General features: G+C 64.4%; 14 protein-coding genes. 10 read left to right on the forward strand and 4 right to left on the reverse strand.

Annotation, left to right across the window (positions count from 1 at the left end):
- Positions 1 to 3: 3 nt before the first annotated feature.
- Complete coding sequence (locus tag SH412_RS06590; RefSeq protein ID WP_336522719.1) at positions 4 to 1,113, forward strand: hypothetical protein; 1,110 nt, start codon at positions 4 to 6, stop codon at positions 1,111 to 1,113.
- Between the two features lie 17 nt (positions 1,114 to 1,130).
- On the opposite strand, the gene SH412_RS06595 is transcribed toward SH412_RS06590, so the two are convergent.
- The 4 genes from SH412_RS06595 to SH412_RS06610 form a co-directional block, all read right to left on the reverse strand.
- Positions 1,131 to 2,222, reverse strand: a complete 1,092-nt coding sequence (locus SH412_RS06595) for a pyridoxal-phosphate dependent enzyme (protein ID WP_336522720.1) — start codon at positions 2,220 to 2,222, stop codon at positions 1,131 to 1,133.
- A 199-nt stretch (positions 2,223 to 2,421) separates the two neighbouring features.
- The gene (locus tag SH412_RS06600; RefSeq protein ID WP_336524152.1) at positions 2,422 to 2,919 is read right to left on the reverse strand and encodes an IS5 family transposase; all 498 of its coding nucleotides are present in this window, start codon (positions 2,917 to 2,919) and stop codon (positions 2,422 to 2,424) included.
- Positions 2,814 to 3,221 (reverse strand): IS5 family transposase, encoded by a 408-nt coding sequence (locus SH412_RS06605; RefSeq protein WP_336518887.1) that lies wholly within the window; start codon positions 3,219 to 3,221, stop codon positions 2,814 to 2,816. The genes SH412_RS06600 and SH412_RS06605 overlap by 106 nt, the downstream gene beginning before the upstream one ends.
- 131 nt (positions 3,222 to 3,352) lie before the next feature.
- Entirely contained in the window at positions 3,353 to 4,837 is a 1,485-nt protein-coding gene (locus SH412_RS06610) for a M81 family metallopeptidase (RefSeq protein ID WP_336522721.1), read from the reverse strand.
- A gap of 107 nt (positions 4,838 to 4,944) precedes the next feature.
- Here SH412_RS06610 and SH412_RS06615 point away from each other — a divergent pair, with 107 nt between their 5' ends.
- The 9 genes from SH412_RS06615 to SH412_RS06655 all read left to right on the forward strand — a co-directional run bounded on the left by SH412_RS06615 (position 4,945) and on the right by SH412_RS06655 (position 13,996).
- A complete protein-coding gene (locus SH412_RS06615) occupies positions 4,945 to 5,610 on the forward strand; it encodes an RraA family protein (RefSeq protein ID WP_336522722.1) in 666 nt (221 codons plus the stop codon).
- A 76-nt stretch (positions 5,611 to 5,686) separates the two neighbouring features.
- A complete protein-coding gene (locus SH412_RS06620) occupies positions 5,687 to 6,838 on the forward strand; it encodes an alpha/beta hydrolase family protein (protein ID WP_336522723.1) in 1,152 nt (383 codons plus the stop codon).
- Positions 6,835 to 7,233, forward strand: a complete 399-nt coding sequence (locus SH412_RS06625; protein ID WP_336522724.1) for a hypothetical protein — start codon at positions 6,835 to 6,837, stop codon at positions 7,231 to 7,233. Before SH412_RS06620 ends, SH412_RS06625 begins: the two co-directional genes overlap by 4 nt.
- A gap of 22 nt (positions 7,234 to 7,255) precedes the next feature.
- On the forward strand, positions 7,256 to 9,100 hold the full coding sequence (locus tag SH412_RS06630) for a glutamate mutase L (RefSeq protein ID WP_336522725.1): 1,845 nt from the start codon (positions 7,256 to 7,258) through the stop codon (positions 9,098 to 9,100).
- A gap of 4 nt (positions 9,101 to 9,104) precedes the next feature.
- Entirely contained in the window at positions 9,105 to 10,229 is a 1,125-nt protein-coding gene (locus SH412_RS06635) for a hypothetical protein (RefSeq protein ID WP_336522726.1), read from the forward strand.
- Between the two features lie 3 nt (positions 10,230 to 10,232).
- The gene (locus SH412_RS06640; protein WP_336522727.1) at positions 10,233 to 11,456 is read left to right on the forward strand and encodes a DUF6754 domain-containing protein; all 1,224 of its coding nucleotides are present in this window, start codon (positions 10,233 to 10,235) and stop codon (positions 11,454 to 11,456) included.
- Between the two features lie 12 nt (positions 11,457 to 11,468).
- A complete protein-coding gene (locus SH412_RS06645) occupies positions 11,469 to 12,164 on the forward strand; it encodes a hypothetical protein (RefSeq protein ID WP_336522728.1) in 696 nt (231 codons plus the stop codon).
- A 42-nt stretch (positions 12,165 to 12,206) separates the two neighbouring features.
- The gene (locus SH412_RS06650; protein ID WP_336522729.1) at positions 12,207 to 13,076 is read left to right on the forward strand and encodes a hypothetical protein; all 870 of its coding nucleotides are present in this window, start codon (positions 12,207 to 12,209) and stop codon (positions 13,074 to 13,076) included.
- Positions 13,073 to 13,996 (forward strand): hypothetical protein, encoded by a 924-nt coding sequence (locus SH412_RS06655; protein WP_336522730.1) that lies wholly within the window; start codon positions 13,073 to 13,075, stop codon positions 13,994 to 13,996. The genes SH412_RS06650 and SH412_RS06655 overlap by 4 nt, the downstream gene beginning before the upstream one ends.
- Positions 13,997 to 14,003: the final 7 nt, after the last annotated feature.

Below are 14,003 nucleotides of genomic sequence, written 5' to 3' on the forward strand. Positions count from 1 at the left end.
CTGATGACGACTCCCCGGCCCAGCTTTGCCCCCATCCTGCTTCTGCCGTTGTTGCTGGCGGCGTCCGGTTGCGCCACGATCGGACTCCCCTGGTCGAAGGACCGGATCGCCCGTGCAACGGCCAATAACCCGGCGGTTCAGGTCCTCTGCCTGTGGCAGCCCTCAACTGGCCGGGATCCCGACGGCCTGCCGTGCCGGGGCTTTGCCGGTCAGATTATCTTCCTGTCCGGCGTCAATACGACGCCCCTGGCTGTCGATGGCGACGTACGGATCTACGTCTTTGACGATCAGGGAACACTGGAAGAACGCTCGGTTCCCCGGCTCTGGGATTTCGACAGCGGCGCGTGGAATATGCACCTGACCAATTCGTCGCTGGGCGCCGCCTACAGCGTCTTCATCCCCTACACTCGCCCGGGGTCGCAGCAGACTTCCTGCACGCTGCGACTGCGGCTGACTCCGAAACAGGGGCAGCCGATCTTTTCCGAGACCGCTTCGGTCATCCTGCCCGGACGAAAAGTGGTGGATACCATCGAACAGTCCACCGACGTCACGTCCGCCAAATCGGGATCGAGCGTCTGGATGTCGGACAGCTCCGGCATCGTGGCGAACTCGCCCGACTCGATGAAGATGCTGCGGAAGACGACGATTCCGATGGACTCCAGGCTGAAGATCCGGGACGAACAGAACGGCGTCATCCAGGAAATGGCCTTTGCCGGCGGGGCGCCTGAACCGGCCTCCGCAGATCCGGTCAGCGCCCGCCTGGACCGGCTGGAACAATTGCTCGAAAAGTCCCTGACTCTTCAGCAGGCAGCGCCTGTTGAACAGTCGGGCATTGTGCAGGCGGCCTATGAGTCGATGTCGCCGGAGGTCGACTCAATGCCGCCGGGGACGTCTCCGCGAGAACTCGCGCGACGTCCCTCCTTCCGGGGCGATCGGAACTCCGGTGGTCCGTCCGGGGATGGCGTCTCCGTCCCCTCAGTCTCGCGACTGAGGGCCGGGACCCATCCCCTGGCGACGGATCTGGCTGAGGATCATCCCGCCCCGCCCCGCCGATTGCGGAACAACAGCGATGCACGCGAATTGACTGCAGGGCATCCCCTGGCAGACGAGTAACGAATCGCCAAAACCGGTTACCCGGCTTCGGCAACGCGATGTTCGAGTTCTGCGACCTCGATTATCGGGCACGACGAATCGCTGGTCATCGCCTCAAGGGCGGTCGGATCTTTGAACGCCGAGCCTGTGACCAGGCAGACCACGTGCGACTGAGGATCGAGCAGCCCCTGGCTGGCCGCCTGCAGGCAACCCGCCACTGCAGTCGCTCCAGCCGGTTCGGAGAAAATCCCTTCTTCGCGCGCCAGCCGCTTCTGGGTCTCCCAGACCAGCTCGTCCGAAACCAGATGCCCCGTCCCGCCGTGGACGCGGAGAGCCGCGATCACCTCGTTCCCGTCAATCACGTTGGGGACCTGGAGCCCGCTGATACGGGAGGTACAACGCGTCGCCTCCGCAAAGTCTTTTCCCTCGCGGAGCGGCCCGGCGATCGTGCTATTCCCCGCCGGTTGAACGCACTCGACATGCGGCATCCGAGCCAGGCGTCCGGTCTCCAGCAGGTGAGCGAAGCCGCGCGACACGGCCAGCGTCAGCCCGCCGCCTCCGGCCATGCAGAACACGTGATCCCACGGAGCGGGCGCCTGCTCGTCGAGCTCGTAGGCCAGCGTATAAACGCCGGTCATCCCGACCGGCGAGTAGTGGAAGGCGCTGATCTGCATCTCCGCTTCGGGGCGGGAGCTCAGCGACTTCAGGCAACGGAATACACGATCGGAAACGTCGCTGTCGACGCCGAATCCTCGGACCTTATAAAGCGTGGCGCCGTAGGCCAGCATCTGCTGGAGCTTCCCTTCCGGAGCCGCCTCGACGATGGCGATTTCGCACTTCAGACCGGCCAGCGCGCAGTAAGCCGCCAAAGAGGCCCCGGTGTTCCCGCTCGAGGTGGCGATGCACGTCGTCTTGCCGCGGGCCACCATGTCGGCGATCGCCATCACCGCAAAGCGGTCCTTGTACGAGCCCGACGGATTGGTGAATTCCAGTTTGAAGTAGAGGTTCGGCAGGCCGACCGACGGCCCCAGTCGACGCGACCGGACGAGTGGCGTATCCCCCTCCCCCAACGTCAGACGAGCCTCAGCAGGAATCGGATCCAGATCGTCAGCCCAGCGCCAGAAACTCATTGGCCATCCTTCAAGGGGAATTGTGCAGTGCATGCGACGCGAGAATGTCGAACTCCGTCCGCGATCAGGCGTTCTGTCAGTTGTCCGTCGGCAGTGGCCGGTGGTCAGTGGCAGGGCTCCGCGAATGCAACTCTCACGGTCTAATGCACCTCCTGCACTTCAATTCTCGATCCTGTCCGCTCCTAGGGCGTGTGGACATTCATAGGACATCGACCATGAGCGCCGCCAGCCAGACGAAGCCGGCGAAGTTTTCGAGGGTCTTTTCGTAACGTGTGGCCACGCGGCGAAACTGTTTGATGCGGTTGAAGAAGCGTTCCACCTGGTTGCGGTGTTTGTAGCGCTGCTTGTCGTAGCGCTTCCTGGTCTTGCGGTTCTTGTGGGGCTTGATGCAGGCTTTCGCCTGCAGTTTCCGGATCTGGTCTCGCGTTTCATCTCCGTCGTAGGCCGTATCTGCGATCACGTGTTCGATTTGTCCGGGTTCGAACGATTCGAGCAGCGCGCGGCCATGAGGGCCGTCTCCGTCCTGCCCGGGACTCAGGTGCATGGCCGCCAGATGTCCGTTCTTTTCCACCGCCGCGTGGATTTTGGTGTTCAGACCTCCGCGAGAGCGGCCAACGCCGCGACGGCGGTCCGCGTCTTCTTTTTTTCCTCCGCTTCGCGTCGGCCGCCAACGGCGGCCAGATGGACCTTGATCGATGTCGAATCGAGTTGCAGTTCCTCAAGATCGAGTTCGCCGAGCTCCCGGACGACGGCCTCCCAGACCCCGTTCTCGCACCAGCGATCAAACCGCCGCCAGACGGAGTTCCAGTTGCCAAAACGCTCCGGCAGATCGCGCCAGGGCACTCCCGTTTTGGCCACGTACAAAACGGCGTCCACGAACAGCCGATTGTCCTCCCCGGACCGGCCGGGATCGCCCGGCTTTCCAGGAAGCAAATTCCGGATACGATCCCATTGTTCATCCGTGAGAGCATGTCGCGGCGGCACTGCGAGGTCCTCCATGACCAGTTTCAAGCCGCAAGATCATTGCAATTCCAGGAAATCTCCGAAAGAGGAATGTCCACACGCCCTAGTTTTCTCCGCGTCCTCCGTGCCTCTGCGGTAAAATCTTCTCTTCGATCTTTGACAGTCGGTCACGGCGTCCAGGCCGTCTCCGGCTCGAACGGATACATCGGGCGGCGGCGATGATGATAGGGGAGCCCGGTGACGTCCGCCATTGTGACGCCCGGCGTGTTGACCCGGATCATCGACGGGCAGACCGGCTGATACGCTGCCAGCGGCGCGTTCACCCCCTTCGCGACAATCGCCCGGAATGCGGCCGGATCGAGTCCGAAGGCCGTCAGTTGGCAGAGGCTGAACGGCGGCGTGCGCAGCGACGTCAGCATGACGATCAGGCCGCTGTCGGTCCGTACGATCGCGGTCCGGCCCATGTCAAAGTGCGTCAGGCCACCGTGCCGGGCCTCCGGTTCATCGAACTGGCCGTCGACGAGTTGCAGAACCGTGACGTCCGTCGTCCAGGGCGGACCATGCAGCGGATCGACGCGTCCTCCCATCGCCAGCGAAAACTCGCTTCCAACACCGAGCACCTCGCACGTGCTGACCGCGTCCGGATCGTTGATGCAGACGAACGAGGGCGTCAGCCCCTGACGTTCCAGTTCGATGGCCAGCAGGGTCCCGTCGGCCGGGGAGCCGCCTCCCACATTATCCCCCATGTCCAGCAGACAGACCGGCGATGGAAGTCCCGCGGCCTGGCCGACTGCGTCTGGAACGGAAATGAATCGCCCTTGCAGATCGCTCCGCAGATCCCACATCTGGCTCGCCAGGTCGTTGGCCAGCGCCTGCGCCTGAGCAACGTCCCGATCGACCACGACCAGACTGGCGGAGCCCATTTCCGCCACGTCCGCGTAGGGAAAGCCCAGCAGAAGGCTGGTCGAAAGGACTCCCCGCTGACCGCGCACCGCCTCGAACTCCTGGACCAGTTCGCGGCAGGGGGATTCCGATGTGCACTGGCGTTCGATGTTGATCAGCATCGGCGGGAACGCCGCCGCTTGCACAGGCTGAATCTCGCCCGTCAGCGTCCGGGCCATCAGCACCGCCGCTTCGACGCCCCGTTGGAACTGGTCGATATGGGGATTAGTCCGATACGCAACCAGCGCGTCGGTCGCGGCGACCATCGCCGGCGAAAGATTGACATGCGGGTCCATCGTTCCGATGATCGGAACCTGCGGCCCGACCTTATGGCGCACGGCGGTGAGCCAGTCGCCGTCGACGTCGGGGACATCCTCGCTCACCGTGGCGCCGTGCGGAGCGACCAGGACGCCGTCCAGCCGCCCGGCTGATTCGAGCTCCTGCAGCAGTTCCTGCAACAGCAGGGCGTAAGTCGCTCGCGTGACCGTGCCGAACGGGACGGCGCGAGCTGCGAAGATGGGGACGGCCTCGATTCCCCGGCGTTCCAGCTCAGCGAAGAAACCGCTGACCTCGTGGTGCCCTCCGACAAAGTGCTGGCGAACGTCCCTGCCGCGAACGAGTAACTCCTGCTGGAAATGCTCGAGCGTGGTCTTGCCGGGGAGGAATGTGTTCGATTCCTGCAGCAGGGCCACGATGCCGACTCGGAACATACGGCGGACTCCCCGGATGGTCGAAATCTGCGGTTGGTGGAAAATCAACGAGCTTTGATGTTAGATCATCAACGGACTTCGCAACACTCCGACTCGGGAAAACTCGAATGGCAACCGCCCCGGACCTGATCACCCTCCCGATGATGCGGGAGTCTCTGTATGCGGCAGTTGTGTCCGATGCACTGGATTCTCTCGGTTTTCCGCACCAGTCACCGCGTCTTCTTCTCAAACCCTACACGACCGGCCAGATTCTCGTCGGTCGCTGTAAAACCACTCTCTGGGCCGACATGGCCCATGAAGATCCCCGCCCCTACGACCTCGAGCTGCGGGCCGTCGACTCCTGCAAGCCGGACGACGTCCTGATCGCCGCTGCCGGCGGCTCGATGCGATCGGGGATCTGGGGAGAGCTGCTCTCGACGGCCGCTGGCAACAGCGGCTGCGGCGGCGCCATCATCGACGGCGCCATCCGCGACGTCGCAAAAATTCGAGAGATGGGATTCCCGGTCTTTGCCCGCGGAACCTGCGTCTACGACAGTCAGAATCGCCAGCGGGTCATCGACGTCGACGTCCCCGTCGAAATCGAAGGCGTCCGGTTCAGCCCCGGCGATCTGGTCTTCGCCGACGAAGACGGCGTCGTCGTCGTGCCGCAAGCCGTGGAAGTGGAAGCCATCCGGCGGGCCTGGAACAAAGTCCATGCCGAGAACGTCACGCGCGACGCCATTCGCGGCGGCATGAAGGCCCTGGCCGCCTACGAACGCTTCGGCGTCTTGTAATCATCAATCATTGCCGGACAACAGGCGACAACCACGAATCGCACGAATGGATGCGAATCAAAGCCAGGAACGTACCATGACCGTCCCGGCGACAGCTCCTGAGCCCCGGCAGGGGCGAATCAAAGTCGCCCAGCGGCGTAAGCCCTGGGCGATCTCTCTCTCCGTGCTGCTGGTCCTCTGCGGCCTGAACCTCCACGCACAGGACCCTTGGCCCGACCTGCCGCAGAACAACGCGGCAGTCGAGATCCCCGCGCAGGAATGGCCCCGCCGCCCCGGGCCGCGAAGCGTCCGAGTCCTGATCCACTACCCCGGCGGCATGCTCGCAGGCGTCAAACCCGATACCGGCCTGATGTTGACGCTGCACAACTGGGGAGGCACGGATTGCGTCGGCACCGCCGCGCCGCAGGCCCTCGCCGATCGGCTGAACGTCGTCGCCATCTGCGTGAACTACCTCCAGAGCGGCAAGGCCGACGCCATCGAAGCGGCCGAACCCTACGATTACGGCTATCTCCAGGCGCTCGACGCCCTGCGGGCCCTCTGGATCGTCCGGCACGGGCTGCAGACCCGAGGTATCGTCTTCGACGACGGGCGGATCTACTCGACCGGCGGCTCCGGCGGCGGAAACGTCACGCTGATGGCGAACAAGCTCGCCCCGCGAACATTCACCGCCATCGTCGACATGTGCGGCATGAAAAAGCTCAGCGACGATATCGCCTTCCACCTGCCAGGCGGCAGCACGCTCAACGCCCGTTACAGCAACGATCCCGCTGCGCCGAACTACTTGTCGCCCGACGAGCAGGCCCTTCGCTTTGTCGGAAATCCCGCTCACCTGGAAGCGATGCGTCAGCTCGGGACCGCGACGAAGATCTTCTGCGTCCACGGCGTGCAGGACGCGACGTGCCCGTTTGCCGACGCCGAAGAACTGGTTGCCAATCTACAGGCCGCCCGGCTGGACGTGCAGGCCAGGTTCGTAACTCCGGGCGACCTTGACGGCAAAGTCTTCACCAGCGCCGGTCATCCGCTCGGAAACCGGACCGAAATCGTGCTGCAGGTCGCCGGAGACGTGCTGCGAACAGACGGCAAGGCGTTCGTCCGACGGATGACGCCCACCGATTTCGAACGGAAGGATGAGGCAGTCCGTTATCAAACAGCGAACGGCGAGTTCGTGATTTCCTACGCCACCGGTTATCCCGTCGGTCGTTTTGAGCCTCGAAAGGGAACGCCGTGACCAGGAGCGTCTGGGGCTGGCTGCAGCATGCCTTCGCCACGGGGCCTCAGGGACCGTGCGAGCCGACCCCGGTTCAGCTCGAACTGATCGACAAAGTCTGTCGCTGGGCGATTGCCCGGGGGATGGAACTGCCGCTGCAGGTAGCGCTGCAATCCTCGGCTCCGCTCGGCTCACTGGCGGGACAGTCGCTCCCGGTCCTGCAGCCGTGGCTGGGGCTGATGCTCACCGAGACGCAGATTCGCGAAATCGGGCGGTTTCTGGAACATCGCGGGGCAATCGAGTACCTTTCCCGGCGGCTGGAGATTCTGGGTCGTACCGAAAGTCGTTCTCCGCAGTCAGATGCGGGAGCCGCGAATCCGAGGAAGTCGGACATCGAGCAGTTTCAGGGTGGTTGACGGAGCCTGACGGGAGCGCCTTATGGCCGAGGGAAACGGACTGCACTCCGCAGCGGTCAAGCCGCCGATCGATCCCGATTCCCTGCAGGTGATCCTCGCCACCGATTGCGGCAGTACGACAACCAAGGCCATTCTGATCGAGAAAGTCGACGGCGTTTACCGTCAGACGTTCCGCGGCGAAGCCCCCACCACCGTCGAAGAGCCCATCGCCGACGTGACGATGGGCGTCATCAACGCCGCCACCGAAGTCGGGGAACTCGCCGGGCGACGGCTGGTTGACGAAAACGGTCTGCTGATCCGCCCGTCGCAGGGCAACGACGGCTGCGACATCTATATCAGCACCTCCAGCGCCGGGGGCGGGCTGCAGATGCTCGTCGCGGGCGTCGTCCGCCAGATGACCGCCGCCAGCGCCGAGCGGGCGGCCCTCGGGGCGGGAGCGATCGTCATGGAGACGCTCGCGTCGAACGACAAACGCCGGCCGTTCGAACAGATCCAGCGCATCCGCGAACTTCGGCCCGACATGATCCTGCTCGCCGGCGGGACCGATGGCGGCACCCGGCGGCACGTCGTGCAACTGGCCGAGCTGATCGCACCCGCCAAGCCGCAGCCGCGATTCGGCGGGCAGTTCAAGATGCCGGTGATCTATGCCGGGAATCGCGAAGCCGCCGTCGACGTCCGCCGCGTGCTGGGCGAGGTCGCCGAATTGTCGGTCGTCGACAACGTACGACCAGTTCTGGAGCGGGAGAATCTGGCCCCGGCTCGGGACCGGATTCACGATCTGTTCCTCGAACATGTGATGGCCCACGCCCCCGGTTACGACAAGCTGATGGACTGGGCGGATACGCCGATCATGCCGACCCCCGGCGCGGTCGGAGACATCCTGCGGACGATCGCCGAACGGCAGGGGATCAACGCGGTCGGCGTCGATATCGGCGGAGCCACCACCGACGTCTTCAGCGTCTTCCACAGCGTCTTCAATCGCACCGTGAGCGCCAACCTGGGGATGAGCTATTCCATCTCCAACGTCTGTGCCGAAGCGGGGCTGGAGTCGATCCTGCGCTGGGTGCCGTACGACACCAACGAGCGCGAGCTGCGAAACCGCGTCAAGAACAAGATGATCCGGCCGACGACGATCCCGCAGACGCTCGAAGCGCTGATGTTCGAGCAGGCCGTCGCGCGCGAAGCCCTGCGATTGTCCTACATTCAGCATCGGAGCTTCGCGGTCGACCTTCGCGGCGTCCAGCAACAGCGCTCGGTCGGAGACATGTTCGCGCAGGAGACAGGGGACCGCTCGATCGTCGACAACATGGCCCTCGACCTCCTGGTGGCCTCGGGCGGCGTGCTGTCGCATGCGCCCCGGATGGAGCAGACCGCGGCAATGCTGATCGATGCCTTCGAACCGGAGGGAATCACCCGGCTGGCCAAAGACAGCATCTTCATGATGCCCCACCTGGGCGTGCTGGCGCAGGTCCACCCGCAGGCGGCGATGGACGTCTTCGAGCGAGATTGCCTGGTCTACCTGGGAACCTGCATTGCCCCGGCGGGTCTGGCCCACGACGGCGAGGTCTGCCTGCGTTACCGCATTCAGGGGGGCGGACTCGACGAACGGGGCGAGCTCGCCTTCGGCGACTGGAAACGGTTGCCGCTGCCGGCCGACCGGACCGCCGTAGTCACGCTGGAGCCGGCCCGACGCTTCAACGTCGGTGCGGGACCGGGTGTCGCGCTGGAACGCGAAGTTCGCGGCGGCGAAGTGGGGATCGTCCTCGACGGACGGGGCCGGCCGCTCCGATTGCCGTCAGATCCCGTCGAGTCCCGGCGGAAAGTCCGCCGGTGGAACAGCGCCATCAGCATGTATCCGGAGGAGTAACGGCATGGCGCAGGCTTACACTCCGGGATTGATGGTGTCGCGCGGCGGCGTCTGGCGTCGCCGCCGGCTGCTGCCGATCGCCGGCGAAGTTCTGGTTCGCGTCGGCGATCGCGTCGAAGCGCAGGACGTCGTCGCCCGGACGCTGATGCCCGGCGACGCCGTTCCGGTCAACCTGGCGCGACTGCTGGGAGTCTCACCCGGGGAACTCCCTCATTGCCTGAAATTTCAGGAAGGCGAGCAGGTCAAAAAAGGCGACCTGCTCGCAGAGTCCCCCGGCATCTTCGGACTGTTCCGGACTCAGACCCCGGCTCCGGCGACCGGGACGCTCGAATCGATTTCCAAAGTCACCGGTCAAGTCCTGCTTCGCGGTGCGCCGCTCGCCGTGGAGGTTCTGGCTTATCTGCGCGGGACGGTGGTCGAGGTGCTGCCGCACGAAGGGGTCGTGATCGAGGCTCCCGCGGCATTTATTCAGGGCATTTTCGGCATCGGCGGCGAGGCCTACGGGGAGCTCGTCACGGTCTCAGCCGGCCCGGAAGACGATTTGACCGACGAACAGATCCGCCCCGAACACGCCGGCAAGGTCCTCGTCGCCGGACGCCGGATGACGGGTGACGCCATCCGCAAGGCGATCAAACTGCGAGTCTCCGCCGTAATCGCCGGCGGCATGGACGACCAGGATTTGCGAGAAATCCTGGGCTACGACCTGGGAGTCGCGGTCACTGGAACGGAAAAACTGGGAACATCGCTGATCATTACCGAGGGATTCGGCGAGATCGCGATGGCTCGACGGACCTTTGATCTGCTTCGCAGTCACGCCGGCGACAACGTCGCGGTCAACGGCGCCACGCAGATCCGCGCGGGTGTCATGCGGCCGGAAATCCTGATTCCGCTGGATGATGCGACCGGCCGATTGACGGCGGAGTCCGCCGGCGCAGGACTGCTGGAAGTGGGAGTCCCCGTCCGGATCATTCGCGAACCGGGCTTCGGAGCGCTGGGAACCGTCGCCGGACTGCCGAACGAGCCGGCCTGGCTGGAGTCCGGTTCGAAGGCCCGCGTCGTGGAAGTCCAGCTCCAGGCCGGGCCGAAAGTGGTGGTGCCGCGGGCCAACGTCGAACTGATTGAGGGGTAGGCCATGACCATAGCCGGGAAAGGAATCGGTCTGGCGATCGGGCTGCTGGCCTGTGCCTGGGGCCTGCCCGCCGAGGCGCAGGAGATGCTGGCGCCGCCGAGTGAAGTGGTCGTCGCCGACGCTCCGAATGATGCCGGCAACGGACTGCGAATCACCTGGCAACTCTCGCCCGACGATGTGGCCGACGCCGATCCCCGGCGGGTCCTCAAGTACGAAGTCATCCGCCGCTGGACCGAACCGGCGGCCGACGGGGCCGAAGGGGAACTCCAGGAGCGCCGCTCGCTGACGGCTTTCGGAGAAACGGTTTATCTCGATCCCGATTGCTCGACGAAGCAGGACTATCAGTACGCCGTCCGGGCGATTGGCCCGGGCAACAGCGCCTCGGCGGAGGTCGTCGGCAGCGGCGCGACGCGACCTGTTGTGAACTGGTTCGATTTCGGGCGGACCGGGTTCCTGGGTATTCTGCTGTTCGTCTGCGGAGCGGTTGTCGTCTGCACGGAACTGGCCCGGCGGGGCAAGCCGATCTATGTCCGGCCGATCGCCGGACTGCAGGCGCTGGAGGAAGCCGTCGGTCGCTCGACGGAAATGGGCCGACCGGTCCTCTTCGTGCCCGGCATCGTCGACATCAACGAAATCGAAACCGTCGCCGGCCTGACCGTCCTGTCGACCGTTGCCCGGACTGCCGCCGAATACGACACGCAACTGGAAGTCCCGACGTCGCGAACTCTGGTCATGACGTCAGCCCGCGAAATCGCCGAGGCGGCGGCCCTGGCGGCGGGTCGTCCCGAAGCCTACGCCGAGGATCACATCTACTACGTCACCGACGAGCAGTTCGGCTACGTGGCCTACGTCTGCGGCTGGATGCAGCGGGAGAAGCCGGCGGCCTGCTTCTATCTGGGAAAATTCTTCGCGGAATCCCTGCTTCTGGCGGAAACCGGGAATTCCATCGGGGCAATCCAGGTCGCCGGGACGGCCGAGGCTTCGCAGATGCCCTTCTTCGTGGCGGCCTGCGACTACACGCTGATCGGCGAAGAACTGTTTGCCGCCTCCGCCTACCTCTCCGGGGAACCCCACCAGTTAGGGATTCTCCGCGGTCAGGACCTGGGCAAGATTCTCGCGGCAGCGCTGCTGCTGATTGGCAGCGGACTGGTGACGGCGCAAGCGGTGGTGGGGGGCGACGGCCTGACGGCGGCGGTGGAGTTCCTCAAACGCGGCATACTCGGATAGTCGGGGCTGGCTATGAAACGTTTCGTACCGATGCTTCTGGCGGCCATTGTGGGCTGGGTGATGGTCGTCGCGTTTTTCGCGCCGCCGCTTCGCTCCTGGCAGCAGACCGCCGAGGAGTGGTTTCAGGTCATCGCGGCCATCTCGCTGCTGTATGGCTGCTCGAACCTCGTGCTGCATCACCTGAAGAAAGTGTCCGACCAGGAATCCGGCTGGGGCTACTCGGTCGTCACCATCGCCGCGTTTCTGATCACCTCCGTCGTCGGAATGCTCAAACTGGGGGTTTCCCCCGCCGAGAATGCGGCCCGCCATCCGTGGTCGGGGGCCTATATGGAAGAGGGGAGCGTCTTCTGGTGGATCTACGAGTATGCGATGAGCCCGCTCGTCTCCACCATGTTCGCCCTCCTGGCGTTCTATGTCGCCTCCGCCGCCTTCCGCGCCTTTCGGGCCAAGAACACCGAAGCGATTGTGCTCCTCGTCACGGCATTTATCGTACTGCTCGGGAGGACCTATGACGGCACCGTGCTCACCTCGTTCCTCCCCGACTGGCTCTCCGGGCTGACGATCCCCGGCATGACGATGACGATCATGTCGGTGTTCAACACCGCCGGCCAACGGGCGATCATGATCGGCATCGCGCTGGGGGTGGCGGCGACTTCGCTCCGGATTCTGCTGCTGCAGGACCGTTCCTACCTCGGCTCGGGAGACTGAGATGCACTTCAGGCGAACTCAGACTTCCCGCGGGAGGGACGCATGAACGGACAACGGGTACTGGAGTGGCTGAACGCGCTCGATCGGAGGTGGATCTTCGTCGCGATCTTCGTGGCGGTGTCGATCCCCGTCTTGACCCAGGCGACCTTCCCCGAAAAACCGACGCTGCTGACGCAGCGGATGTTCGACCGGATCGACGCACTCGAGCCCGGCTCGCGGATCCTGCTGGCCTTCGATTACGACCCGAACTCAGCGGCCGAACTCGATCCTATGGCAACCGCCGTGCTGCGGCACGCCTGTTTGAAGCGACTCAAGGTCTATGCCGTGACCCTGTGGCCAACCGGCGCGCCTCTGATGGACCGGAAGCTCCAGCAGGTCGTCGAGGAGGAGTTCAAGGACCAGAAGTACGAATACGGCAAGGACTACGTCAATCTGGGCTACGCGCCCGGCGAAGCGATCGCCGCCAAGCTGCTGGCCGCAGACATTTCCGCCGCCCGCGACTCCGACGTGCGCGGCAATCCCCTGGGGACGCTGCCGATCATGGAAGGGGTCAAAGGAGCGAAGGATATGTCGATGATCGTCTCCCTGTCCGCGGGATTTCCGGGCCTTAAGGAGTGGATCCAGTACGCAGGTACGCCGTATCGGATTCCGATTGCCGGCGGCTGCACCGGGGTCGCGGCTCCGCAGCTCTACCCCTATTTCCCCAACCAGATGTTCGGGTTGATGGCGGCGATCAAGGGAGCCGCTGAATACGAAGCCGCCGTGCTGGCGGCCTACCCCGAAACGAAAGACCTCCCCGTGCGTGGGATTCGCCGGATGGGGCCGCAGCTCTTCGGTCACCGCGTGGTGATCGGGCTGATCGTTCTGGGGAACGTACTCCACTTCTGGAATCGTCGGAGGACCGGCCGATGAATCAGAAAGTCTGGGTCTGGACGTTGATGGTGGTGCTGGGGGGCGGTTTTCTCGCCGGCCGGGCGATCGTGGCACAGGTGCGAAACCAGACCTGGGGGCAGGTCTACGTCGAGAAGACCGTGCTGGTGGTGGAGCCGAAGGCTGACGACCCTGATCGTTCGCCTGTCGAGATCGTCCAGTATCGAAATGCCGACCCTGCCGCGGAAGGGGCCGTCTTCAGTCCGGTCCGAACGGTCGGCCTATGGATCGCGGCGTTTTTCACCCTATGCATCTTCTCGTACTTGTATCGCGATAATCCGTTCTACAAGTTCGCCGAATCGATCGTCGTCGGCGTGTCGGCGGGGTACTGGGCGGTTTCGCAGTTCTGGGACGTTATTGTCGGCAAGCTGCTGGTGAAGGTGGCGCCGGACGTCGCCCGGGCCTGGGCCGCCCCGGGCATCCCCGCCGATCAGCCGGCCGACTCTACCTACCTGGTGCCGATGCTGCTCGGACTGCTGCTGTTCAGCCGGCTGATTCCCGGCATGGCCTGGCTCTCACGCTGGCCGCTGGCGTTCATTGTGGGGATTACCGCGGGCCTGCGGCTGGTGCTGTTTCTCGACTCCGACTTCGTCAGCCAGATTCGCGCCACGCTGGAACCGCTGGCCGTCTTTCTGCAGGTCGAAGGGGTCCGGGCGTTTCAGTTCTGGGATTCCATCCGGAACATCGTCCTGCTGGTCAGCGTGCTGGCCTGCCTGGCCTACTTCTACTTCTCCGCCGAGCACAAAGGGGTGCTGGGCGTCGCCTCGCGATATGGCGTGTGGGTTCTGATGATCACGTTCGGGGCGTCGTTTGCCAACACGGTCATGGGACGCATCACCCTGCTCACATTGCGACTGGAATTCCTCTACCGCGACTGGCTGGGACTGATCCCCAGAGAATGACGCCGCG

The organism is Planctellipticum variicoloris (assembly GCF_030622045.1).
Lineage (GTDB): Bacteria > Planctomycetota > Planctomycetia > Planctomycetales > Planctomycetaceae > Planctellipticum > Planctellipticum variicoloris.

What these genes read in the sequence shown, in the direction of transcription:
- SH412_RS06635 (WP_336522726.1), top strand. Translation starts at nt 9,105, where the DNA reads ATGGCGCAGGCTTACACTCCGGGATTGATGGTGTCGCGCGGCGGCGTC.
- SH412_RS06610 (WP_336522721.1), bottom strand. Translation starts at nt 4,837, where the DNA reads ATGTTCCGAGTCGGCATCGTGGCCCTGCTGCAGGAATCGAACACATTC.
- SH412_RS06615 (WP_336522722.1), top strand. Translation starts at nt 4,945, where the DNA reads ATGGCAACCGCCCCGGACCTGATCACCCTCCCGATGATGCGGGAGTCT.
- SH412_RS06655 (WP_336522730.1), top strand. Translation starts at nt 13,073, where the DNA reads ATGAATCAGAAAGTCTGGGTCTGGACGTTGATGGTGGTGCTGGGGGGC.
- SH412_RS06650 (WP_336522729.1), top strand. Translation starts at nt 12,207, where the DNA reads ATGAACGGACAACGGGTACTGGAGTGGCTGAACGCGCTCGATCGGAGG.
- SH412_RS06605 (WP_336518887.1), bottom strand. Translation starts at nt 3,221, where the DNA reads ATGGAGGACCTCGCAGTGCCGCCGCGACATGCTCTCACGGATGAACAA.
- SH412_RS06645 (WP_336522728.1), top strand. Translation starts at nt 11,469, where the DNA reads ATGAAACGTTTCGTACCGATGCTTCTGGCGGCCATTGTGGGCTGGGTG.
- SH412_RS06620 (WP_336522723.1), top strand. Translation starts at nt 5,687, where the DNA reads ATGACCGTCCCGGCGACAGCTCCTGAGCCCCGGCAGGGGCGAATCAAA.
- SH412_RS06595 (WP_336522720.1), bottom strand. Translation starts at nt 2,222, where the DNA reads ATGAGTTTCTGGCGCTGGGCTGACGATCTGGATCCGATTCCTGCTGAG.
- SH412_RS06630 (WP_336522725.1), top strand. Translation starts at nt 7,256, where the DNA reads ATGGCCGAGGGAAACGGACTGCACTCCGCAGCGGTCAAGCCGCCGATC.
- SH412_RS06640 (WP_336522727.1), top strand. Translation starts at nt 10,233, where the DNA reads ATGACCATAGCCGGGAAAGGAATCGGTCTGGCGATCGGGCTGCTGGCC.
- SH412_RS06590 (WP_336522719.1), top strand. Translation starts at nt 4, where the DNA reads ATGACGACTCCCCGGCCCAGCTTTGCCCCCATCCTGCTTCTGCCGTTG.